The sequence below is a fragment of the Aureimonas sp. AU4 genome, from assembly GCF_001463765.1.
Lineage (GTDB): Bacteria > Pseudomonadota > Alphaproteobacteria > Rhizobiales > Rhizobiaceae > Aureimonas.
In genome coordinates this window covers 21,703-45,841 of the sequence record NZ_BBWK01000029.1, presented here as the reverse complement: position 1 = coordinate 45,841, position 24,139 = coordinate 21,703, and the positions used below count along the sequence as shown (strand labels likewise).

The window sequence follows — 24,139 nt, the reverse complement described above, 5'->3', positions numbered from 1 at the left end:
CATCCGGAGTGAATGCCCCCGTGTCCCTATCCCCAAGCGCCGTCTCCCCGGCGACCGCCAATCCATCGCCCCGGGCGCGCCTGGCCGCGCTCGGCATCGATCTGCCGCCCGCGCCGCCACCCGTCGCCAACTTCGTCACGCACGTGGTCGAGGGAAAGCTCCTCTACCTCTCGGGCCAGGGGCCACGCGAGGCCGACGGGCGCATGCATACCGGCAAGGTCGGGTCAGACGTCTCGATCGAGGCGGCCTATGCGCATGCGCGGCTGACCGGCATCAACCTGATCGCCGTGATGCAGGAAGCGCTCGGCGATCTCGCGCGCGTGCGCCGCGTCGTGAAGCTCCTCGGCATGGTGAACGCCGAACCGGACTTCGCCGAGCATCCCGCCATCATCAACGGTTGCTCCGACCTCCTCGTCGAGGTCTTCGGCGAGGCGGGGCAGCACGCGCGCTCGGCGGTCGGCTTCGGTTCGCTGCCCGGCCGCATCACGGTCGAGATCGAGGCGATCGTTGCGATCGATTGAGGAACGCCCGGCCCTAGCGGGGGCGGGCCCAGCCGAGCCGTGTCTCGATACGGCGCGCCGCCTCGCGCACGGCGTCGGCATAGCGCTCGCGCGCTTCCGAAACCTTGAAGTCGGGCAGCACCACCGAGATCGTCGCGTTGCAGGCCCCATCGCGATCGACGATGGGCGCGGCGACGCAGGCGACCGAATAGGCGGACTCGCCGGCCTGGATCGACAGGCGGTCGTGCAGGGCCGCAGCGGACTGGCTCGCCAGCGTTTCCGCGTCGGTCTCGGCCCGACCGGTCGGCGATACGCGCGCGCAGTGCCGGAAGAGCGCGACGCGCTCGGCCTCCGGCAGGTGCCCTGCGAGCAGGCGGCCGGACGCCACCCAGTTCAGCGGCACGCGCGAGCCGACGCGCGAGGTGACCTGGAAATGATCCCGCCCCTCCGCCATCGCCAGCACCACCATCATGTCGTCGTCGCGGCCGCAGATCTGGATCGTCTCGCCGAGCCGGCGGTTCAGGTCCGCCATCTCTTCCTTGGCGATGGCCATGAGGTCGATCGATCGCTCGTAGGCCAAACCATAGTGGTAGAGGCGGGGGCCAAGCCAGATCGAGCCGTCGTCGCCCCTGACCAGAAGCCCCTTGCCGACCAGATCGTCGACGATCGTGTAGATCGTGGAGAGCGGCGCACCCACGGAATGGGCGAGGTCGTAGGCCGTGGCCGGCGTGCCCGTGTCGCGCAGCTGGTCGAGGATCTGCAGCATGCGGTCGATGCCGCTGACCCGCGAGCGCCGCGCGGGAAGCGTGTCCCGTGCGTCGTCCCCATCCGTTCTTGCCGCCATGCTCGCGTCCATCTTCCGAAACGTCACCCCGATGCCCGAGCTTCCGGCTCGCGATCATATCGAGCCGCCGCGCCCGCTCCAACCAACATTGCAGCCTGAGGACATTTCCATGACCAACGACATCCGTCTCCAGATGGGCCTGCGCCCGATCATCAACGTCTCGGGCACGATGACGTCGCTGGGCGCCTCGATCGTCGTGCCCGAAGCGGTGGTGGCGATTGCCGCAACGTTGCCGCAGTTCGTCGAGATCGGCGATCTCCAGAAACGCGCGAGCCGCACCATAGCCCGGCTGACGGGCGGGGAGGCAGGCTTCGTCACCGCCTCCTGCGCGGGGGCGATCACGCTCGCCATCGCAGGCGCGATGACCGGTGACGACCGCGCCGCGATCGAGCGCCTGCCGGACACGAGCCGCCTGCCGCGCGATGAGGTCGTGGTCCAGTCCGGTCACATGGTGGGTTACGGGGCGCCTGTCGAACAAGGCATTCGCCTCGCCGGCGCGAAGGTCGTTCCGGTGGGACAGGCCACCAGCGCCGAAGCCTACCAGCTCGCGGGCGCGATCACCGAACGCACCGCGGCCGCTCTCTACGTCGTGTCGCACCATGTCGTGCAGTACGGTCAGATGCCGCTGGGCGAGTTCATCGACATCGCCCATTCGAAGGGTGTTCCGGTGATCGTGGATGCCGCCTCGGAATACGACCTCAAGGGCTTCCTGGCGCAGGGAGCGGACCTTGCTCTCTATTCATCCCACAAGTTCCTGGGCGGGCCGACGGGCGGCATCGTGGCGGGACGCAAGGATCTCGTGCGCGCCGCCTACATGCAGAACAACGGCATCGGGCGCGGCATGAAGGTCGGCAAGGAAGGCATCGTGGGAACGATCGCAGCGCTGGAAGCATGGGAAACGCGCGACCATGACGGCATTCGCGCGCGCGAGCGCGCGGCGCTTGACCTGTGGCGCGATGCCCTGGAGCCCTTCGAGGGGGTCGATCCCGTGGTCGATCCCGATCCGACGCACAATCCGCTGGATCGGCTGCGCGTCCATATCGACCCGCCGCGTGCCCACATCACGGCCTGGGATCTGGCGGACCAGCTCGGACGCGGCGAGCGCCCCGTGATCGTGCGCGACCACGAAGTGGAGCACGGCTACTTCTACCTCGACCCCTGCAACCTCCATCCCGGTCAGGCCGAGATCGTGGCGGAGCGCCTCGGCGAGGAGCTCGAGGCGGCGCGTCGATCCAACACCGTGATCGCGAGCGACATCGTCGAGCGCCGTCGCCGCCGCGCCGTCAGCACCTGGCCCGACTGAGCGATCAATGGCCCGGCGACGGCCGGGCCTTGTCCGTCAGGTGAGGCCGCCCGCTCGCGCGCCATTCACCGCAACAGCCTGCGGGCGCACTCGGCGCCACATCGGACCGTGGACCACCGGGCCGCAAACGCGCGGCCGCCAGAGCGTTTCCGCCGATCCGTGGTCTGCCGGACATGCTCCGGTCTTCCCGTATCCGGACACGACCGCGAATGCGATCGGCGCGTCAGCCGCCGTGCGGTGTTCGCCGACATCGAGGCTTCGGGCGAAGCAGCACGGGTTGCCTGGCTCTCGTACCGCCCCTTGTCGGCTCGTCCGACAGGGAGCGGTCCGCTTTGGAACGAGACGGTCGAAACGGGCAGGGCCCCCCCCATGCCCGTCGGCCGCTGCTCTTGCCGTCAGGGCCCAGGACGTCGTCCGTCGCTCCGGCGGGCGCGACGCCCAGCATTTCGTCCGGCCGATGATGACGCTGATCATGGAATGCTTCGAGCCCCGCTCTCCGCCTGCCCGGGGCGCCCATACGGTAAGGGCGGCGGACGCGGGCGTGGTGGCCGCAGGCCGAGACGATCGCCGACATCGAGCGGGGGTTCGAGAGCCGAGCGGCGTGGGACCCGACCCGTTCGCCGTCAGGCGACACGCCCCGACCCGATCGTCCCCTCCCGTACCGCTGGCCCGTCCTGCGGGTCCGGAGCGCCGGAACGGGTCCGCTTCCAGCGCGCGCAAAATGCGGGTCGCTATTTGTGCGGGGGAGGTGGCGATGCGCCGCTCCCGCACGTCCGCTGCGTCATCGCGGATCGGCTCGCCCAGGCGGAAGGCGAATGACCCAATCCCACGTGTGGTCGGACTGGATGGAACGCGTCCGAAAGGAAGCGTCCCGGTTCCGTTTGGAATGGGCTGCGTTCGTCAGCGCAGCGTCAGGCCACCGTCGACGGTGTGGATCTCCCCGGTGGTGAAGGAGGCGGCGTCGCTGGCCAGGTACACGACCGCGCCGGCGAGCTCGTCCACCGTGCCGATGCGGTTCTGCACCGCGCTCTTGGCCCAGTGGTCGTTGACGACGTCGGGGTGTTCTCTCAGCACCTCTTCCGTCAGCTCGGTCAGGATGTAGCCCGGCGCCAGCGCGTTGACGCGGATGTTGTGCTCGGCCCATTCGGTGGCGAGGCACTTGGTCATCATGTGAACGGCGGCCTTGGACACGTTGTAGGCCGAGTGCTTGAACGGCCAGTTCACGATGCGGCCGGACATGGAGCCGATGTTGACGATAGAGCCCGACCGCTGGCGGATCATCAGGCGGCCGATCGCCTGGCTCATGAGGAACACGCCCTCTACGTTGACGGCCATGGTCGCGCGCCAGTCCGAGAGCGCGTAGGTCTCGGCCTCGCCGGGATGGATGACGCCGGCATTGTTGACGAGAATGTCGGCGCGGCCCCAGCGCGCGTCCACCTCGGCCGCCAATCGCTCGACGTCTTCGGGGTTCGAGACGTCGGCTCGGATCGCGAAGCTGTCGCCGCCTTTGTCGTTGAGTTCGCGCGCCAGATCCTCGGCCTGATCCACCGTCGAGCGCACGACGATGGCGACATCGGCGCCATGAGCGGCGAGCGCCTGCGCGAGCGCGCGGCCGATGCCGCGCGACCCTCCCGTCACGATGGCCTTGCGGCCCGTCAGGTCGAAGAGGCGCGCGTAGTCACGCTTGGCCACCATGGTGTTTTTTCCTCCCTGGGATGTTTCGAACGGTTCAGGCGGGCGTGGTCTCGGCCACGCGCACCGACGGAACGGGAACCGCGATCGGTTCGCCCAGCTCGCGCAGGATGTGCTCGGCGGTGCGCAGCGCCTGCGCGACGATGGTGAGCGACGGGTTGAAGCCCGTGGACGAGGGCAGGAAGGACGCGTCGACGACGTAAAGGTTGTCGACGTCCCAGACCCTGCAGTTCGTGTCGAGGACGGACGTCGCGGGGTCGTTGCCGAAGCGCGCGGTGCCGCACTGATGCATCGAGACCCTGATGTCCATCTTCTGGGTGACGATCAGCGGGTAGCCGAGCACGCGCATGATGCGCGACCACACGCTCACCAGCTCGCCATGCGACTTGAGGTTGTTGGCGGTGTAGGACACGCGGATCTTCCCGTCCGGGTCGAGGGTGACACGGTTGTTCGGGTCGGGCAGGTCCTCCGACATCAGCCACCAGTCCACCGAGCGCTCGGCAAACAGGCCCATCGCCCATTCCGGTGCCCACTTGACGCTCGCCGTCAGCATGCCGGCCTGCAGCTTGCCCAGGCCCTGCACGTTGCCGAGCGGGTAGGGCCTCTCCGAGTTGGCGAGATAGAAGTCGTTGATCGCCATCGACTTCTGGAACGTCACGCGGTTCTTGCGGAACGGCGAGACCGCCATCATGGCCGTGTTGTTGTGGGCCATGTAGTTGCGGCCGAGCTGGTCGGAGGTGTTGTTGCCAAGGCCCTTCGGATGCTTGTCGCTCGCCGAGCGAAGGAGCAGCGCGGTGGAGTTGATGGCACCTGCCGCCGACACGACGACGCGTGCCGAGACGGTGCGCCGCTCGCCTCGATAGTCGAGTTCGACCGCCGTCACCCGACCGCCTGACGGATCGGTGACGAGCCTGTGCACGAAGGCCTCGGTGATCAGCGTCACGCCGCCCTTGGCGAGCGCCGGGTTGACGAGCCGCACCTCGGCGTCGCCCTTCGCCCCGATCTTGCAGGCGAAGCCGTCGCAAGTCCGGCAGCGCGCGCAGGCGCCTCCGTCGTGGTAATCGATCGCGATCGGCAGCGGGAAGGGGCGCAGGCCCCGCTCCCGCAGCTTCCGCTCGAACCACGCGATTTCCGGCTCGTGGCCGATCGGGGGATAGGGCATGGGACCGGAGCGCGGTGGCTCGATCGGGTCGAGGCCTGCCTCGCCATGCGTGCCCATCAGACGTTCGGCGCGCGCGTAGTAGGGTTCGAACGTGTCGTAGGAGACAGGCCAGGCCGGAGCGACGCCGCCCTCGTGCTGCAGGTCCCCGAAGTCCTCCTTGCGGAAGCGCACGGTCGCCGCGCCGAAGAACTTCGAGTTGCCGCCGACATAATAGTAGGTCGAGGGATGGAAGAGTTTTCCGTCGCAGTCTCGCCACTCCTCCCTGGTCGCGTATTTTCGCTTGTGGAAGACGGCGTCGACGCTCCAGTTGTCCTTCTCGCGCGGCAGGCGAGGCCCACGTTCGATCATCAGGATGTCGCGACCGGGCGCAGCCAGCGCGTTGGCGAGCGCGCCGCCGCCCACGCCCGCGCCGATGATGATGATGTCGTAGCCGGCCTTCAGTTCGCCCATGCCGCTTCCTCCCGATGAGCCGGCGGCTCGCCCTCCAGCGCGCCGGTCCGGCCTTGCCTCACATCACCGCGCCGATCTGCCGGGGCGCGAACTCGCTGTTGCCGGGGTCGAGGCGTTCGCTCTCGGCCGCCTTGCCCGATGCCGCGGTCAGGATCGCGGTGACGAAACACCGGTTGCGTCCATGATCAGCCCTCCCGCCGCTTGAAGTAGCGGCCTTCCTCGTACATCGCGCTCATCACCGCGAAGGACGCCTCGAGGTGGATCTTCATGGCGAGTTCGGCCTGGTCGGGGTTGCGGCGGTCCAGTGCGCGCACGATCGCGGCATGCTGCTCGGTCACTTCGGCCAGGTGCCCCGGCACGGGGGCGGACAGCTGGCGCATCCGATCGAGATGCGCCTTCACGAGATTGATGAACTTCCAGATGCGCGGATAGCGGCTGATCGTGGCGATCTCGGCATGGAAGACGTCGTCGACCTCGATGTATTCGTCGAGCGCGCCGCGCCGGAGGATGTCGCGCATGTCGCCGACCAGGGCGTCGAGGCGGCGGATATCCTCGCTGCCGGCATGGGCGGCGGCGCGTCGGATGCTTTCGATTTCCAGCGCCCGGCGAATGACGTAGCCCTCTTCGGCCACCTCGAACGAGATGCGCGAGACGTATGTCCCCGAATGGGGGAAGACATCGACGAGGTCCTCGTCGGCCAGCCGCTTCAGGGCCTCGCGGACCGGCGTGCGTGACACGCCGTACTGGAGGCAAAGTTGCTTTTCCGAGATGACGGAACCGGGAACCATGCGGAGGCGAACGATCGCATGTCGCAGCGTCTCATATATCTGCTCTGCCTTCAGGGTCGCCTTATCAACGGGCGGTCGCTTGCTTCCGGCGGCTCTTGTCCCGACGTCCATTTGAAAAACCCAACACGTCCGGTGACCAAACGAAAACACGGAACCGAGCTATTTCTGGAAACTCATATATCGGTTGCTGGTTCGCGATGCAATCCAAGGTGAAACCGAACGGCGGCGGATGCGGTTGTTGCGCCAACAGGCTTGGCCCACTCGCCTACTCGCGCGCGCTGCAGCGTTCCCACCGCCTGTCTGACCTGGACCGGGTAGACGGAGTCCGGTCTTCCGTCGTCGCCAGACGCCCACCGATCGTCAGCGGGCGTGTGGCGGTCGCGGCGTCGTCATCGCACCGTCGACAAGGTGCGGGGCAGCGAGGGGTTTTCGGCTGGAACACCTGCGGATCACAAGCCCGACGCTCGCGACGGACGGCGGTCGTTGGACCAAGCCAATTCCCCGGCTATCCGAGCGGCGCTGAGCGTCCGGGCTGGGCGGCTCGTCGAAATGCCAGATGGTTTCTTAGCGGAAGGCAGGAGAGATCGGCGCGTGGGAGCCGTGGGGCTAACGAACCCGCCTGTCGGTTCGCGCTTCGTCACGCCAACTGCTGTTCCATCGACCGTGTCTGCGGCGTTGCGACATCGCCGGCATGTTTCGTCGTCGTCGTTTCGACCAGCACGATCCAGCATTCCTCTTCGGCAACCGGGTTGTGCATGGTGCCCTTTGGAACGATGCGGAACTCGCCCGCCTCCAGCAGCGTCTCTTGGCGCGCCTCGAACTGGATGCGCAGACGCCCGCGCAGGACGTGAAAGACTTCGTCTTCCTCGTCGTGCCGGTGCCAGGCCAGTTCGCCCAGAAGTTTGACGTATGGGTCCTTCACGCGTCCGACAACCTGGGGCGACCAGTATGCGGTGACGGAATCGAGAGCCGAGACGAGATCGACCGGGTCCATACGCGGTCTCCTTGGTATTCAGTGCCGGACCGGTATGACGGAAAGGGCCAGCAGCAGACCGAGCGACCCGTTGAGGAGGCGCCGCTGCCGGTGGTTGCGGATCGTATGCGCGAGAACCAGGCCTGCGGCGCACCAAAGCGATAGGGATATCGGAGCGAGAATGCCGAACATGGCGGCCAGGAGCGCGCCGTTACGGCCAGGACCCGAGGCCAGCGCGACGAAGGTCGCCGCCGCTCCCGTCGTCATCGCTCAGCCCTCGGGATTGTGCCAGACCGTCCAGGCGCCGGCGACAAACCCGTTCGGCGCGGTGCCGCCATCCATGCGCGGCGCGCCACGACCGGCGGTCTGCCAAGCGAGCCACAGGAGATAGGCAGAACCCAGCACTTCCATGCCGAGGGCAAGCGAAGGCAGTGTCGAAAGGAGGCCGCCGAGGCCGAGCCGCACCAGCGCGGCCATCGAGCCGAGCCCCGCCGTGATGCCCGCGATGAAGTGGAGCGACCTGCGATCGCCGCCGACGACGAAATCTGGTCCGAGATCGAGGGTGGGGGGGGGCGTCTCGGGACCTGTCCGGCTCGGACTGCCGTTCGATCTCGACATCCTCTCGCGGGAGGCAGGCCTTCCGCTGCTGCCCTCCTTTGCGGTCACGCTTCACCGGGCGGAAGGTACTCAAGGCGCGACGATCGATGAACTCGAGCCGCAGCTTCGCGACGCCATGGCGCGGCCGCGGCCCGCTGTATGAGAAAAGCGGAGACGGTCCGGTTGGGCCGGCTTGGATGGGGCCGCCGGAGAGAGCTTTCCAAAGGCAGGTGGCATGGGACGCATTCCGTCGTCAGGACGCGTCGGCATGCATGCCGAGTGATGCGACGCGCGGCAGTCTTCCATCCCGACAGATCGGGCAGCGGCTTGGCCGATAACCGCACCATCCGCGGTCGGTGCAGAGCCTTGCGCACGATGACGTGGCACGGCACGCCGAGCGCGTGAAGCTGGGAGGCGCTCTTGGTCGAACCGAAGCCGACAACGGTAAACTGCCTGGCGGTCGACTTCTTGGGGGCGGGTTCACCACGCCGTAACATCATCGGGGAGTTCAGATGTCGGTTGAGGGGGGGGCATCCACCCCATCTGCCTCAGACCCTCACCGATCGTCGTTTGCCGACAACAGGGCGATCCGCTGTGTTCAGGACGCCTTCACGATGCGAAAGCCCTCGATCTCTTCGACCACCGGCAGGGTGGGCCAGCGCTGCATGTCGTGCAGGATCACGAGGCGGCCGAGGTCGCCGCCGATTTCGCGGTTGATGCGATCGAAGGTCTTGAGCTGGTCCCAGACGCTGCCCGTGGCATTGGCCAGCGGAACGTAGACGCCGTCGTGGTTGTGGCCGCAGATGTTGCGCTGGGAGTAGACGCAGTCGCCCGAGATCACGAGGCGGCCGCGCGCCGTCTCGACGATTGCGAACTGCTGGCCGACCGTGTGGCCGGCACCGAGCCGGAGGTGCAGGCCGGGCAGGAGATCGTCGACGTCGCCTTCCACGAGATTCAGGCGATGCTCGAGCGAGGCGTCGAAGGCGTGGCGCAGGTCGTCGGGGTTGATGATCTCGGTGAGGTAGCCGAACTGGCGCGGCAGGGCGAGCGCCTCGATCCACGACAGGAGCTCGGACTTCTGGATGTGGAGCCGCGCCGCTGGATACTCCTGGATCGAGCCCATGTGGTCGAAATGGGCGTGGCTGAGGACGATGTCGGTGACGTCCCCGGGCGCGACGCCGAGCGCCGCCAGCATGCGCAGCGGCGAGATCCAGAAGGGCACGCCGAACTTCGTGCTCATGGCCTCGCCCGAACCCTCCTTCATGAAGCCGGTATCCACCAGCACCACGTGGGTGTTGCTGCGGGCGAGCACGAAGGAGAAGGGGACGTCCACCGTGCCCTCGTCGTAGGCCCCGTGAACGAGCCCGGCCACGAGTTGGTCCTTGGAACGGGCGAACTCGATGACATGGACGTCCCAGTTCGGCTGATCGGTGTCGGGCATGGGGGTCAGCTTTCCGCGATCGAGCGGCCGAGGCTGGAGAGCCCGACGGCCAGGATGAGAATGGCGCCCTGCAGGACGTATTGCGAGAAGGTGGGCGCGCCGAAGATGTTGAGGCCGTTGAAGCCGAAGGCGATGATCAGCGCCCCGATCAGGGTGCCGAGGATGTGGAACTCGCCGTCCCGCAGCGTGGCTGAGCCGAGGAACACGGCTGCGAACGCGGTCAGGAGATAGCTGTCGGCCGCGCTCGCCGTGCCGCTGCCGAGGCGCGAGGCGAGGAGGATGCCGGTCAGCGCGGCGCAGACGCCCGAGATCACGAAGCCGAGGATCTTGATGCGGTCGACGTCGATGCCGGCCAGCCGCGCCGCCGCCGGGTTGCCGCCGACCGCCTGGATCTCCTGGCCGAGCGCCGATCGCTCCACCAGCACCCAAAGGCCGCCGACCACCAGCGCCATGATGACGATGTTGTTCGGGATGCCGAAGAGCCAGCGCCCGAGCGACAGCTGGAGAAACGCCTCCGGCACGCCGGAGACGATGGGCACGCCGGCGGAATAGGCGAAGGCCAAGCCGGTCAGGATCGTGCCGACGCCGAGCGTCGCGATCACCGAGTTGACCTTGATCTTGGTGACGATCAGCCCGTTGACGAGACCGATCAGGGCGCCCGCGCAAAGGACGATCAGGATCGCGAGCGGAATCGGCAACCCGTTCGAGACGATGAGGCCGGTGACGAGAATGCCATGCAGGCTCGCCGCGAAGCCGACCGACAGGTCGAGCTCGCCGACCACCACGGCGAGCGTCAGCCCGGCCGCGATGATCATGGTCAGCGAGGCCTGGTTCAGGACGTTGGTGAAGTTGCTGAGCGTGGGAAAGGCGCGTGGCGACAGCACCGCGAACGCGGCGATCATGGCAAGGAGGCCGATGATGGTCGCGTAGCGCGCGAACAGCCCGAGCGCGGACTTGGCCCGGGGAGAAAGGCGCCGGTTCGAGGCGGTCGCGTCGGTCATGACAGGGGATCTCCGGCCTTGCGCCCTTCGGCGTAGCTGGCCTCGATGATGCTGTTGCGGGAAAGGGCCGATCCCGTCAGCTCGCGCACGATCCGGCCCTCGGCCATCACCAGAACCCGGTCGCACAGGTCCGGCAACTCGTCGGGCTCGGAGGAGACCACGAGCACCGCCATGCCCTGCCGGGCGAGATCGCGGATCAGGCGGTGGATCTCGCCTCGGGCGCCGATGTCGACGCCGCGCGTCGGCTCGTCGAGGATCAGGATTCTTGGCGCGCGCAGCAGCCAGCGGCCGATGACGACCTTCTGCTGGTTGCCGCCGCTGAGGCGCCCGACGGGCGCGTTTCTGTCCGGCGTCTTGATGGAGAGGTCGCGGATCATGCCGTTCGACAGCTCCCGCTGCCGCCTGGAACTGACGAGCGGCAGAAGCGGACCCGAGACGATCCGCGACAGGCTGGACAGATGGAGGTTGAAGGCGACGCTCTTGGTGAGCACCAGACCCTCGCTGCGCCGCTCCTCGGGCACGAGGCCGAACCCGGCCCGAACCGCATCGGCGGGGCGGCGCGGCGCGTAGGGGCGTCCGTCGAGGCGCATCGTGCCGCCGTCGGGCCGATCGGCGCCATAGACGAGACGAACGAGTTCGGTCCGCCCGGCGCCGACGAGGCCGCCGATGCCCAAGACCTCGCCGCGACGCAGGTCGAAGCCGACGTCGCGCACGCGCGGCAGGCGCGTCAGTTTCGACACCGTCAGCACGACCTCGTTGCCGCCGACGTCGCCCACAGGCTTGTCGAGATGATCGACGGCGCCGCCGACGATCGCTTCCACGAGGCTCGACCGCGTCAGGCCGGCGTCCTCCAGGGTGGCCACCGATCGCCCGTCGCGGAAGGCGGTGACGCGGTGGCAGAGGCGCAGGATCTCGTCCAGCCGATGCGAGACGTAGAGCACCGCCACGCCCGAGCGCGACAGGTCCTCCACGATGCGCAGCAGCGTCTCGGCCTCGGTTGCCGACAGCGAGGCGGTCGGCTCGTCCATGACGATCAGGCGGGCGCGGCGCACGAGGGCCCGGCAGATGTTGATCAGCCACTTCTCGGCGACCGACAGGCCCTTGACGTTCGAGAAGAGCGGGGCGGTCAGCCCGACGCGGCGCGCCACCGGCTCGACCTCGCTGGCGATCGCATGCCAATCCACCAGGCCGAAGCGCTGCCGCTTCGGCAGTCCCAGCATGATGTTCTGCAGCACCGTCATGCCGGGCACGAAGGCGAGTTCCTGGTGGATGAACGTCATGCCGAGGTCTGCGGCCCGCTGCGGGGTCGCGATCGATACGGCTTGTCCGTCGACCTCGATGCGCCCCCGGTCGGGTTGCGTCAGGCCGGCCAGGATCCGGATCAAAGTCGATTTGCCCGCGCCGTTCGCGCCGACCAGCCCATGTACCTCGCCGGGGCGGATCGTGAGCGAGACGCCCTTGAGCGCCTGCACGCCGCCGTAGGACTTGGCGACGTCTGAGGCCGCGACCAGCGAAGGGGCGTCGGATCCGGACAGCCGCTTCGCCGGAAGCGGCGCGGCTTCCGGCATCACTGGCCGAGCGCTTCGGGATGCTGCTTCACGAAGTCCGCGACGGTGTCCTTGGTCACGAGGACCGCCGGCACCTCGGCGGCCTTCGGCGTCCAGTCGGCACCGGCCTTCCGGATTTCGTCCAGCATCTCCACCATGCGCTGGCCCTCGGTGTAGCTGTCCTCCCAGGCGGTCGCCGTCATGTGGCCGTTCTGGACGTTCTCGATCGCCTGCGCGTTGCCGTTGACGCCGTAGACCTTCACGTCGTCGCGGCTCTGCTGGCGCAGCGCGCCGATCGCGCCGATCGCCGGATCGTCCCAGCATCCCCAGATCGCGAGGTTGCCGTCGCCCGCCGGATGGGAGGCGAGCCAGGCGTTGGCGTATTGCGCGCCGTCCTCGAAGTAGCCGGGGATGCGCACCTCGTTCTTGGTGACGGTGATGCCGGGATGGGACTTCAGCATCTCGTCCAGAAGGACCTCGCGGTTCCGGCAGACCTCGCCGGTCCGGTAGGTGAGGGCGAGGAGGCTGCCCTGTCCGCCGAGATCGGCGATCATCTTCTCGATCACCGGCTTCGCGATCGGCGCACCCGATCCGTTGGTCGCCGCGACAGACGAGCCGAGACCGCCGCCCCAGGTCACGACGGGAATGTTCGCGTCCTTGGCCGCGGCGAGACCCGCGCCGATCGAGGAATAGGGGAAGACCATGTCGATGATGGCGCCCGCGCCGCGACCCGCGAAGTTCTGGATCGCGGAATTGGCCTGGTCGGCGCTGCCGGCCGCGTCGATCACCGAGACCGTCCAGCCGGCCTTTTCGGCGGCTGCCGTCGCGCCGGCGATGTAGCGCACGTTGTTGGCTTCCGTGGCGGAGATCGAGACGATCCCGAGAAGCGGCTTGTCCTGCGCGTTGGCCGGCGCGAGCGTCGCGGCGAGGCCCGATACGATAATGGCGATCGTTGAAGCGTTCATCAGACCCTCCCGTGGCCGCCTCGACGCAACCCGCCCTCCCGGCGAACGTCAGCGAACCGTTTTGCCATGTTTTCCGAACGGCGTTTAGAATGCAAGAGCTATTGACGTCCAAGGCACGCCAGATAACGGTGTGGCGTTACTCGGCCTGTCCAGCCTTATTGTGAAACGTTTAGCTACGGTGTTTGATTGGCAACGATCCGCGACGTCGCAAAAGCTGCCGGCGTCTCCACGGCGACCGTTTCGGCGGTGGTCAACGACACGGCCTATGTCAGCCCCGTCCTGCGCGCGCGCGTGCTCGCGGCGATCGGCGATCTCGACTACGCGCCGATGTCCGCCGCGCGCAATCTGAAGCGCGGTCGCAGCCAGTTGATCGCGCTGGCCGTATCCGATCTCACCAACCCCTTCTTCGCCCGCATCGTCTGCGCGGCGGAGGCGGCAGTGGCGGACTGGGGCTACTCGCTCGTGCTGTTCAACAGCGACGAGAAGCCGGACAACGAACGCCGGATCCTGGCACGGGTAAGGGCGTTGTCGTGCGACGGCCTGATGCTGGTTCCGATCGACGCGGGCCTGCGCCTCGACGGCCGGGACGGCGAAGGCAGTCGCATTCCGACCGTCCTGTTCGGGCGTCTCGTCGCGGACGATCGCTGCGATACGGTGACGATCGACAATGTCTCCGCAGCCCGGCAGGTCACGAACTATCTTCTCGATCTCGGTCATCGCCGCATCGCGACGATCACCGGCCCGCTTCACCTGACAACGGGCAAAGGTCGCCTCGAGGGCCTTCTGGAGGGCATGGCGGCACGCGGTTTGAAGCCCGAGCCCGACCACATTCGCAACGGAGCTTTCCGGGAGGATGTCGCCTATTCCGTCGCCCGGGAGCTTCTGGCCAGTCGCAGCCGTCCGACCGCGATCTACGTCGCCAACGGTGTCATGGCTCTTGGTGTCATGCGGGCGCTGGCGGACCTCGATCTTTCCTGCCCCCACGACGTATCGATCGCCTCCACAGACACGATCCCCGGCATCGGGGGGCTGCGTCCGCGCCTGACGAGAACGGAGCACCCGATCTCGGAGATGACGAACGAGGCGTTGCGGCTGCTGGTCGACCGAATAGAGCGCGGCCCCGCGTCGGCCCCTCGGAACGTCGTCTTCCAGCCCGCCTTGATACTGGGAGACAGCTGCGGGCCGGTCTGATCCGCGGCGGGACTACATACCTCCTGCGTCGACGGTCGCGGCATTCCGGCGTGGCTTCGCCCCATCCGGCCCCGCCGTGCCGAGCCGGTGCTCGACCGTTCGCCGACGGATACGCGTGGCGTCGGGAATACGGTCGAGCCGATACGGCATGTCAAAGGCATCGCCCCGGTTCCCGCACCTGCCTACCGCGGCGGCCGCCGGCCGGCGATTGGGCCTGCCTCCTCGCACAGCGCAACGAACTGCCGACACGTGGCCCGCATCGCCTCGCCTTTGCGGCACCCGAAGCGGGCGATCGGCCGGAAACCCGAGATGCCTCTGCACGTCAGCCCCGTGACCTCCGCGTTGCGTTCCGCCTCGCTCACCAGGCGCCGGATCGACCGCACCTTGTTCGAAGGTGCCGGTTCGCAGCGCCGCTTGGCTCGACTCCTGCCTGTTTGACCCAAGTTGTCCCAACGCAGGCGACCGCCCGTCGCCGAGGAAACGAATTCGCAATATCGGGGGAGACATTCGGATGCATCAAGGCGACGCGGCGGTGCTCACAGCGGATCCCTCCATCGTCGTGATCGGCGATCTCGTGGAGGGCTGGCCGCCGCACGGCTTCGATGCGCAGGCGCTGGACCGGCGCGCGGCGGAATGGCCGGAGCGGCTCCCGCGCGAGCCGTTCTCGCCACCTCGTGCGCACGAGGTGGCCGATGAGTCCGTTCGCGTGGTCGGGGGCTACCTGGAGCGTCTGCCGCTGGCCTGCATCAGGGCAGGCATCGTGCGGCACGGGGAAATATGGCACCACGGTCGCGCCGAGGCGGTGCCGCCCGTGCGGCGCGACGGTCCGCACCTGGCGCGGCGCGTGTTCGGCCTCGATGGCGAGGAGGCACCCTTCGCGTCGCGGCACATGCTGCGTTTCATCGAGGCCGTCGGCGCGCCGCACATCCTCGTGGTCCTGGGCCTCGGGGTGGACGAACAAATTCTCCACGCCTGCCGGCACAGCTTCAAAGTCTACAATTCCATCGACGCGCCTGCGCTGCGCGTGCCGCCCGAGGTCAGCCGTCACTTCGACCTCGTTCTCACCGGAGCCCGGTGGCAGTCCGACGAGGTCGAGGCGCGTCATCCCGGCATGGCGACGGCGATCATGCCGATCGGGCCGGAGTTCGCCGACGACGAGACGTTCCGCCCGCTGGGCGGCGAGAAGCCGTACGACGTCGTCTACGTCGCGGCTGCGCAGCCCTACAAGCGCCACGACATCCTGTTCGACGCCTTGGCCACGGCACCGCGCCGCCTCAGGGCGCTCTGCGTCTTCGGCTACGGCGAGATGGGCGAGGCGCTGCGCGCCGAGGCGGCGGCGCGCGGTCTCGACGTGGACTTCGTCGGCCCGCCGGGCGTGCCTTTCGACGAGGTCAACCGGCTCATGAACCAGGCGCGCATCGGCGTCGTCTGCGGGGTCGACGACGGGGCGCCTGCCATCCTCACCGAGTACATGCTGGCCGGCCTGCCGGTTCTGGCCAACGAGCGTCTGGCCTGCGGGCTCCAGTTCGTCACGCCCGGGACCGGCCGCACCGCACCGGCCGAGCGCTTCGGCGAGGTGCTCGTGGAGATGCTGGACACGCTGGGGGAATTTCGGCCGCGCGGGATCGCCCGATCGCGCTGGACATGGCCTCATACGGTGGAGCGTTTCCGGTCGCTGCTACGGTAATTCGCCGGCTTCACTCAGTCGCATCACGCCGGGACTTGTGATCGGCTAGTGCGTGGGTGACGAACGAGAGGGGCGGGCATGACGCTGGATTCGACGACAGCTGCCGGCCCTGCGGGAGCGCGGCTCGGCGACGCCCTGAAATCCGCGCACGACGACGCTCCGATCATCTGCTTCTCGCATCTGCGCTGGGACTTCGTGACCCAACGCCCGCAGCACCTGATGCGGCGCTTCGCGCGCGGCCGAAAGGTCTTCGTCTTCGAGGAATTCATTCCCTGCGACCATCATCTGCCGTTCCTGGAGTTTCACCCCTTTCCCGATGACGGCATCGTCGCGCTGCGCCCGCGCCTGCCGCATTGGTGGAGCGTGAAGGAGCGGGAGGCGGGGCTGGCGCAGCTCCTCGCCATGCTGGTCGAGACCGCAACCACCGCCGCGCCGATCCTGTGGTTCTACACCCCGATGATGTTCGGCTTCGCCGGCGCGGTCGAGGCGGCGGCGGTGGTCTACGACTGCATGGACGAACTGGCCGGCTTCCGCTTCGCGGACCCGCGCCTCGTGGAGATGGAGGAGCGGCTGATCGCGCGGGCGGACGCCGTGTTCACCGGCGGCTGGAGCCTCTACGAGGCGAAGCGCCATCGCCACGCCAACATCCACGCCTTTCCCTCTGCCGTGGACGCCGCGCATTTCGGACAAGCGCGCCGCGCCAACCTTGTCCAGCCCGCCGACCAGGCCGGCCTCGCCGGACCGGTGCTCGGCTTCTACGGGGTGATCGACGAGCGGCTCGACCTCGATCTCCTGCGCCAGATTGCGGCGATGCGGCCGGACTGGAGCTTCGCGATGCTGGGGCCCGTCGCCAAGATCGACCCGGCGGAGCTGCCGCGCGGCGCCAACATCCACTGGCTCGGCGGCAAGAGCTACGACGAGCTGCCGTCCTACCTCGCGGGCTGGGACGCCGCCCTGATGCCGTTCGCCCTGAACGAGGCGACGCGCTTCATCAGCCCCACCAAGACGCCGGAGTACCTAGCGGGCGGCTGTCCCGTCGTGTCGACGCCGATCGCCGACGTCGTGCGCCATTACGGCGCGATGGAGGGCGTGCGCATCGCCGCGGATGCCGCAGGTTTCGTCGCGGCCTGCGAGAGCGTCCTCGCCTTGCCGCGCGACGGGGCGTGGCGGAACGAGGCCGACGCCGCCCTGGCCGATATCTCCTGGGACAGGACGCAGGCGCGCATGGCGGCAATCCTTGCGGACGCCGTTCTGGCCGCCCGGATCGCCGCCGCGCACGCCGCCAACGACGAAACGCCGGTCGCCCCCGCCGTCCAAGGGGGAACGAGGCGGGAGCGCTTCGACGCGCTCGTGGTCGGGGCGGGCTTTGCGGGCTCCGTGTTGGCCGAGCGGCTCGCGGCGGACGCGGGCAAGCGCGTTCTCGTGGTCGACCGGCGCCCGCATATCGCCGGCAACGCCTTCGATCACCTCGACGCGGCCGGTATCCTCGTCCACCGCTACGGACCCCACATCTTCCATACCAACAGCCAGCGGGTCGTCGACTACCTCTCGCGCTTCACCACGTGGCGGCCCTACGAGCACCGCGTCCTGGCCAATGTCGGCGATCGGCTCCTGCCGATCCCGATCAACCGCACGACGCTGAACGGGCTCTACGGCCTCGACCTTCGCACCGACGCCGAGGCTGCCGCCTTTCTGGCAGCGCGGGCCGAGCCGGTCGCCGACATCCGCACCGCCGAGGACGTCGTGGTCTCGGCGGTCGGGCGCGAGCTCTACGAGACCTTCTTTCGCGGCTACACGCGCAAGCAATGGGGGCTCGACCCCTCGCAGCTCGACCGCTCCGTCACCGCCCGCGTGCCGACCCGCACGAACACCGACGACCGCTACTTCCTCGACAGCTTCCAGGCGATGCCCGCCGACGGCTACACGGCGATGTTCGAGCGCATGCTCGATCACCCCAACATCACCGTGCGCACCGGCACGGACTACCGCTCGGTTCGCGCCACCGTGGATGTCGGCCATACGGTGTTCACCGGCCCGGTGGACGAGTTCTTCGACCACCGCTTCGGTGAGCTGCCCTATCGCAGCCTCGCCTTCCGGCACGAGACGCACGACCGACCCGAGTTCCAACCCGTGGCCGTGGTGAACTATCCCGGCACCGAGGTGCCCCAGACCCGCATCACCGAGTACAAGCACCTGACGGGGCAGCGGCACGCGCGCACCAGTATCTCCTACGAGTTTCCCTCGGACCGGGGCGATCCGTACTATCCCGTGCCGCGCGAGGAAACGCGGGCGATCTACCGCCGCTACGAGGCGCTTGCCGATGCTACCCCCGACGTCAGCTTCGTCGGCCGCCTCGCCACCTATCGCTACTACAACATGGATCAGGTGGTGGCGCAGGCGCTGGCGACCTATGGCCGGATGAGCCCGCGCGCGGCGCTGGCGGGCGCGGCCGTGTCGGGTGCCACCGCGGGACCCTTGGCTTGAGCCGAGCCGGCCGGGGCCCGCGCCGCCTTCGCCTGATCCTGGCCACCGACAGCCTCGTTCCCTCCGGCGTCGGCGAGCACATGCTCGCGCTCGGCCGGGAGCTCGCGGCGGAGTGGGACGTCGCGATCGCCGCCGACCCGCGCTCGGGACTGCGCGCGCGGGCGTCCGACGCCGGCCTCGCCGTGTTGGATCTGCCGCTTGGCGACCCCGCCTCGCTTCGCGAGACGCTCGAGCGTTGGCGCGCCGACATCCTGCATGTTCATGCCGGTATTGCCTGGGAAGGGCACGATCTGGCCGAGCCCGGCCGCCGAGCCGGTATTCCGACGATCCTGCGCACCGAGCACCTCCCGTTCGTCCTGACCGATCCCGAGCAGATCGCGTGGCACCGGCGGGAAGCGTCCGCTCTGGACGCCGTGGTCTGCGTGTCGCAGGCGGCTGCCGACAGCTTTCTGGCAGCCGGCCTCGATCCGACCCGGCTCCACGCGATCCCCAACGGCGTCCACCCCCGACACGCCGCCCTAGGCCGCGACGCGGTCCGTCGGGCTCTCGCGATCGCGCCCGATGCGACGGTTCTTCTCGTGGTCGCCCGCCTGACCGAGCAGAAGGGCCATGCCGTTCTCCTTGACGCGCTCGCACTGATCCATGGAGAGCTCCCCGGTCTCGTCTGTCTCGTCGTCGGCGAGGGTCCCTTGCGTGCCCCGCTTGAGCAACGGGCCGGAGCGCTCGGCCTTTGCCACGCCGTGCGGTTCCTCGGCAGCCGTGACGACGTCGCCGACCTGATGGCTGCGGCCGACGCGCTTGTCCTGCCCTCGCTTTTCGAAGGTCTGCCGCTGGTGGTGCTGGAGGCCATGGCCGCCGGGCTGCCGGTGATCGCCACGCGCATCGGCGGCACGAGCGAGGCGGTGGAGGACGGCGTGTCCGGCTGGCTCGCCGAGCCCGGCAACGCCGGCGCGCTCGCCCGCACGCTTCTCCAGCGCCTGCCCGACCGCGCCGCGCTCGCCCGGGCGGGCGAGGCCGCACAGGAACGCTTCCGCCGACGCTTCCACGCCTCTGCCATGGCGCGAGCGACGGCCACGCTCTACCGCCGGCTGGCGGCTTCTCCCCACCGTGAAACGCAGGACGCACGCATGAAGACCACCCGGATCGGTTTCGTCGGGGCCGGCGGCATCGCGCACCGCCATCTCGGCATCCTCGAGCACTTCGAGGACGTCGCGATCGTCGGCTTCGCCGACACCGATCTCGCCCGAGCGGAAGGGGCGGCCGCCCGCTTCGGGGCCCGCGCCTTCTCGGAGGCCGGCGCGATGATGGATGCCTGCGCGCCCGATGCCGTCTATATCTGCGTGCCGCCCTTCGCCCACGGCGAGGCGGAGCGCGCCGCGATCGAACGGGATCTACCGTTCTTTGTGGAGAAGCCGGTCTCGCTCGATATCGCGACCGCGGAGGCGATCGCCGCCGAGGTGGCGCGCAAGAACTTGGTCACGGCCGTCGGCTACCACTGGCGCTATCTCGACACGGTGGACGAGGCGCGAGCGCTGCTCGCCGACAACCCGGCGCAGCTCCTGTCGGGCTACTGGCTGGATTCGACGCCCCCGCCGCAATGGTGGTGGCGCGAGGACCAGTCGGGCGGCCAGATGGTGGAGCAGGCGACGCACCTTCTCGACCTCGCCCGCTTCCTGGTGGGCGAGGTGACCGAGGTCTACGGCCGCGCGGCGCACCGCGATCGCGAGGCCTTTCCCGGTCTCGACGTTCCGACCACCTCGACGGCCAGTCTGACGTTCGCGAGCGGCGTCGTCGCCAACATCGCCTCGACCTGCCTTCTCGGCTGGAACCACCGCGTCGGCCTCCACATCTTCGCCGACCGGCTGGCGATCGAGCTGACGGACCGCGACATCATGGTGGACGTCGGGCGCGGTCGCCCGGTGCGCGGCGCCGACGGCGACCCGGTCTGGCGCGAGGACCGCGACTTCATCGACGCGGTGCGCGGCGGCGAGAACCGCATCCGCTGCCCCTACGCCGATGCGCTCGCGACGCACCGCCTGGCGCTGGCCGTCGTGCAGTCGGCGCGCACCGGCGAGGTGGTCCATCTCCAGCCCGACACGGCTCCCCGCACGGCGCCCGCGCCGCTGCGCTTCCCGCCGCGGCCGGAGCCGGGACAACTGCCGCCGGGGCATCGGCACGTGCGCTCGCTCGGCATCGAGCGGCCGGGCGAGGCCTACCATTTCCAGTACGAGGAAGGCCCTCCGGGCGACGGGCAGGTCCGCCTCGACACGCTCTATACCGGCTTCTCCGCCGGCACCGAGCTCACCTTTTTCAAGAATACCAACCCGTATCTTCATTCGCGCTGGGACGGCGGGCGCGGCGTCTTCGTGCCGGGCGAGGCGGGACAGCACTTTCCGGTGCCGTTCCTCGGCTACATGGAGGTGGCGCGCGTCGCAGAATCCCGCGCGCCCGGCTTTTGCGCCGGCGAGGTCGTCGCCTCGACCTTCGCCCACAAGAGCGGCCACACGGCCGACCCGTTCCACGATCTCCTGGTGAAGCTGCCGGAGGGCGTCGATCCGATGCTCGGCATCTACGTCGCGCAGATGGGCCCGATCGCCGCCAATGGCATTCTCCATGCCGACGCGGAACTGGCGGGCGGCCGCGTCGAGCGGCTGGGGCAGGGGGTCGCCGGCCGTCCGGTGCTGGTCATCGGCGGCGGCGTGGTGGGTCTCCTGACGGCGCTGTTCGCCGCGCGCGCGGGGGCCGGCGAGGTCGTCGTCGCAGACCCGTCGCCCTTCCGGCGCGCGCGCATCGAGGCGCTGGGCTTCACGGCGATGGACGAGGACCAAGCCTGGAACCATGCCAAGGCGAACTGGCACCACGGGGGCGGCGACCGGGGCGCGGACTTCGTGTTCCAGACGCGCGCGGACGCGCGCAGCCTCCATGCCGCGCTCCGGGCCCTGCGACCGCAGGGTACCGTCATCGATCTCGCTTTCTACCAGGGCGGGGCGGAGCCGCTGCGCCTGGGCGAGGAGTTCCACCACAACGGCTTGGCGATCCGCTGCGCGCAGATCAACCGCGTGCCGCGCGGTCTCGGCTTCGAGTGGAACCGCCGGCGGCTGGCAGCCGAGACGATCGGCCTCCTCCAGGCGCGCGGACGCGACATCACCGAGCACATGATCACCCACGTCGTCGACTTCGAGGACGCGCCGCGCTTCCTGCGCCATCTCGTGGACGAGCGGCCGGACTTCCTGCAGGTCGTGTTCAAGGTCCGCGACTGATGGCGAGCGACGCCAGCCCGGAGCCGGTCCGCATCCTGTTCGTCTTCGCCTGGCTGGTGGTGGGCGGCGAGGAGACCGAGGTGCGCCATCTGGCGCGCCATCTCGATCCCCGGCGCTATCGCATCGACGTCGTCGCGTGCTTCCGCAAGGAGGGCATGCCCGAGCAGACGCACCAGCAGCTGGAGGCGCTGGGCGTGTCCGTCGACCGCACGCCCTACACGCTCTCCTTCGAGGACACGATCAACTATCTCGCGGGCAAGCTCGCGGGCTACGATCTCGTGGTCTCCTGCCAGAACGTCGCCGACATCTATCCCGCGTTGGAACGGCTCCATCTGCGGCCGCCCCTGATCGAGCACGGCGGGCTCGTCTCCGAGGCGCTCGGCGGCCCCAAGCACTTCACCAGCCGCTATGTCGGCGTCTGCCGCTCGATCCGGGAAGCCGCCGCCTCGCGCATGCCGGGCCGCGAGACCTGCGCGCTGGAGATCCCGTCCACGGTCGACCTCGCGCCCTTCGATGCCGCGGCCCGCGAGCCGATGCGCCGGGCGCTCGGCTTTGCGCCCAAGACGCCTGTGATCGGCTGGGTCGGCCGGCTCGACCCGAAGAAGCGCGTCGAGGACTTTCTGGACGCCGCCGCCCTCGTTCGGCGCACGCGCCCCGACGCGCGCTTCCTCGTGATCGGCGGTCCCGACGCCTTTCTGCCCGATTACGCGCAGGCCCTCTACGAGCGCGCCCGCACGCTCGGGCTGGGCGACGCCGTACGCTTTCTCGGCGACCGCGCCGACGTGCCGGAGCTTCTGGCCGCGCTCGACGTCTTCGTCTGGCTGTCGCGCGGCGAGGGAATGCCGCATGTGATCGCGGAAGCGGGCGCGGCTCGTTTGGCCGTGATCGCGACCGCCGACAACGGCACGACCGAGCAGATCCAGGACGGCGTCAGCGGCCTCTTCGTGCCGCACGAGGACCCGGCCGCCGTCGCACAGGCCATGCTGGCGCTGATCGACGATCCCGCCCGTCGCGCGCGCCTTGGCGCCGCGCTCCGGGCCAAGGTCGAGCGCGACTACGCGGTGCCGGTGGTCGTGGCGCAGTGGGAGGCGCTAATCGAGGCGGTCCTGCGCGAGACACGGCCCGAGCCGCACCGGCCGCAGCTCTTCCGCTCGTTCCACCAGGGCGGCTTCGAGTCCTCCTCGCACCGCCGCGCCCACGACCGGCGCCGCGTCGACATGATCGCGGCGAGCTACCACGACCGCTTCGCGCGCGAGGACTACGCCGCGCTCCAGCGCCACGGCATCCGCACCGTGCGCGACGGCCTGCGCTGGCATCTCGTGGAGCCCGAGCCCGGCCGCTACGATTGGGGGAGCCTCCGGGCGCAGCTTCAGGCGGCAAAGGAAACCGGCACGCAGGTCGTCTGGGACATCCTCCATTACGGCTGGCCGGACGACATCGACATCTGGCGCCCCGAATTCGTCGAGCGCTTCACGCGCTTTGCCACAGAGGCCGCGCGCGTGATCGGGGCCGCGACCGAGGGCGTACCCTTCTATGCGCCGGTCAACGAGATCTCCTTCCTGGCCTGGGGCGGGGGAGACGCCGGCTACCTCAACCCCTTCGCGCACGGTCGCGCACACGAGCTGAAGGTGCAGCTCTCGCGCGCCGCGATTCTCGCGATGGAGGCGATCTGGCGCGTCGATCCGCGCGCGCGCTTCGTGCATGCCGACCCCGTCATCAACGTCATCACCGATCCCTCGCGGCCGCACGAGGCGGCCCATGCCGAGGGACACCGGCAAGCGCAGTTCCAGGCTTGGGACATGCTGGCGGGCCGCGCCTGGCCGCAGATCGGCGGGCGCGAGGCTCTGCTCGATATCGTCGGGGTCAACTACTACTTCAACAACCAGTGGATCCACGGCGGGCCGCCGATCGACATCGGCCATCCCCTCTACAGGCCCTTCCGCGACATCCTGACGGAAACCCATGCCCGCTACGGTCGTCCGATCTTCGTGGCCGAGACGGGCACCGAGGGCGACCGGCGGGCGGAGTGGCTCGCCTATGTCGGGGGCGAGGTGCGCGCCGCCATGCGCCGGGGCGTGCCGGTCGAGGGCCTTTGCCTCTACCCCGTTCTCGACCATCCCGGCTGGGACGACGAGCGCTACTGTCCGAACGGGCTGCTGCGCTTCTCCGCCGACGCCCGCGGGCGCATCGCCGATCCCGCACTCGCCGCCGAGCTTGAGCGCCAGCGCGCGATGGAGTTCGGCGCCTGACGGGC

At 69.1% G+C, this 24,139-nt stretch carries 18 protein-coding genes; 7 read left to right on the top strand and 11 right to left on the bottom strand.

Annotation, left to right across the window (positions count from 1 at the left end):
• The first annotated feature begins 20 nt into the window (after nt 1-20).
• Nucleotides 21-521, top strand: coding sequence for a RidA family protein (locus AUL35_RS10035; protein WP_062014503.1), 501 nt, complete (start codon nt 21-23; stop codon nt 519-521).
• A 13-nt stretch (nt 522-534) separates the two neighbouring features.
• Here AUL35_RS10035 and AUL35_RS10030 read toward each other — a convergent pair whose 3' ends face one another.
• Nucleotides 535-1,344: an IclR family transcriptional regulator gene (locus tag AUL35_RS10030; protein ID WP_244493728.1), complete on the bottom strand. Its 810-nt coding sequence runs from the start codon at nt 1,342-1,344 to the stop codon at nt 535-537.
• Between the two features lie 109 nt (nt 1,345-1,453).
• On the opposite strand from AUL35_RS10030, the gene AUL35_RS10025 reads away from it, so the two are divergent.
• A complete protein-coding gene (locus tag AUL35_RS10025) occupies nt 1,454-2,647 on the top strand; it encodes an aminotransferase class V-fold PLP-dependent enzyme (protein WP_062014501.1) in 1,194 nt (397 codons plus the stop codon).
• 900 nt (nt 2,648-3,547) lie between these two features.
• Here AUL35_RS10025 and AUL35_RS10020 read toward each other — a convergent pair.
• The 10 genes from AUL35_RS10020 to AUL35_RS09975 form a co-directional block, all read right to left on the bottom strand.
• Entirely contained in the window at nt 3,548-4,342 is a 795-nt protein-coding gene (locus tag AUL35_RS10020) for an SDR family NAD(P)-dependent oxidoreductase (RefSeq protein ID WP_062014500.1), read from the bottom strand.
• Nucleotides 4,343-4,376: 34 nt separating this feature from the next.
• On the bottom strand, nt 4,377-5,951 hold the full coding sequence (locus AUL35_RS10015; protein ID WP_062014499.1) for a GMC family oxidoreductase: 1,575 nt from the start codon (nt 5,949-5,951) through the stop codon (nt 4,377-4,379).
• A gap of 185 nt (nt 5,952-6,136) precedes the next feature.
• Entirely contained in the window at nt 6,137-6,850 is a 714-nt protein-coding gene (locus AUL35_RS10010) for a GntR family transcriptional regulator (protein WP_062014498.1), read from the bottom strand.
• Nucleotides 6,851-7,376: 526 nt separating this feature from the next.
• Nucleotides 7,377-7,733: a cupin domain-containing protein gene (locus tag AUL35_RS10005; RefSeq protein ID WP_062014497.1), complete on the bottom strand. Its 357-nt coding sequence runs from the start codon at nt 7,731-7,733 to the stop codon at nt 7,377-7,379.
• Between the two features lie 18 nt (nt 7,734-7,751).
• The gene (locus AUL35_RS10000; RefSeq protein ID WP_062014496.1) at nt 7,752-7,979 is read right to left on the bottom strand and encodes a hypothetical protein; all 228 of its coding nucleotides are present in this window, start codon (nt 7,977-7,979) and stop codon (nt 7,752-7,754) included.
• Nucleotides 7,980-7,982: 3 nt separating this feature from the next.
• A complete protein-coding gene (locus AUL35_RS09995; RefSeq protein WP_062014495.1) occupies nt 7,983-8,330 on the bottom strand; it encodes a LysE family transporter in 348 nt (115 codons plus the stop codon).
• A gap of 577 nt (nt 8,331-8,907) precedes the next feature.
• The gene (locus AUL35_RS09990) at nt 8,908-9,750 is read right to left on the bottom strand and encodes an N-acyl homoserine lactonase family protein (RefSeq protein WP_062014494.1); all 843 of its coding nucleotides are present in this window, start codon (nt 9,748-9,750) and stop codon (nt 8,908-8,910) included.
• A gap of 5 nt (nt 9,751-9,755) precedes the next feature.
• Nucleotides 9,756-10,751, bottom strand: a complete 996-nt coding sequence (locus AUL35_RS09985) for an ABC transporter permease (protein WP_062014493.1) — start codon at nt 10,749-10,751, stop codon at nt 9,756-9,758.
• Nucleotides 10,748-12,319 carry a sugar ABC transporter ATP-binding protein gene (locus tag AUL35_RS09980; protein WP_062014492.1) on the bottom strand — a complete coding sequence of 524 codons (1,572 nt, stop codon included), beginning with the start codon at nt 12,317-12,319 and terminating at the stop codon, nt 10,748-10,750. The genes AUL35_RS09985 and AUL35_RS09980 overlap by 4 nt, the downstream gene beginning before the upstream one ends.
• Nucleotides 12,319-13,263: a substrate-binding domain-containing protein gene (locus AUL35_RS09975; RefSeq protein WP_062014491.1), complete on the bottom strand. Its 945-nt coding sequence runs from the start codon at nt 13,261-13,263 to the stop codon at nt 12,319-12,321. The genes AUL35_RS09980 and AUL35_RS09975 overlap by 1 nt, the downstream gene beginning before the upstream one ends.
• Before the next feature lie 186 nt (nt 13,264-13,449).
• Here AUL35_RS09975 and AUL35_RS09970 point away from each other — a divergent pair, with 186 nt between their 5' ends.
• The 5 genes from AUL35_RS09970 to AUL35_RS09950 all read left to right on the top strand — a co-directional run bounded on the left by AUL35_RS09970 (nt 13,450) and on the right by AUL35_RS09950 (nt 24,134).
• Nucleotides 13,450-14,454 carry a LacI family DNA-binding transcriptional regulator gene (locus tag AUL35_RS09970; RefSeq protein WP_082666239.1) on the top strand — a complete coding sequence of 335 codons (1,005 nt, stop codon included), beginning with the start codon at nt 13,450-13,452 and terminating at the stop codon, nt 14,452-14,454.
• 511 nt (nt 14,455-14,965) lie between these two features.
• A complete protein-coding gene (locus AUL35_RS09965) occupies nt 14,966-16,141 on the top strand; it encodes a glycosyltransferase (protein WP_082666238.1) in 1,176 nt (391 codons plus the stop codon).
• 219 nt (nt 16,142-16,360) lie between these two features.
• A complete protein-coding gene (gene glf / locus AUL35_RS09960) occupies nt 16,361-18,625 on the top strand; it encodes a UDP-galactopyranose mutase (protein WP_082666244.1) in 2,265 nt (754 codons plus the stop codon).
• Entirely contained in the window at nt 18,622-21,885 is a 3,264-nt protein-coding gene (locus AUL35_RS09955) for a glycosyltransferase (RefSeq protein ID WP_062014490.1), read from the top strand. Before glf ends, AUL35_RS09955 begins: the two co-directional genes overlap by 4 nt.
• Complete coding sequence (locus AUL35_RS09950) at nt 21,885-24,134, top strand: glycosyltransferase (RefSeq protein ID WP_062014489.1); 2,250 nt, start codon at nt 21,885-21,887, stop codon at nt 24,132-24,134. The genes AUL35_RS09955 and AUL35_RS09950 overlap by 1 nt, the downstream gene beginning before the upstream one ends.
• The last annotated feature ends 5 nt before the right edge of the window (nt 24,135-24,139 follow it).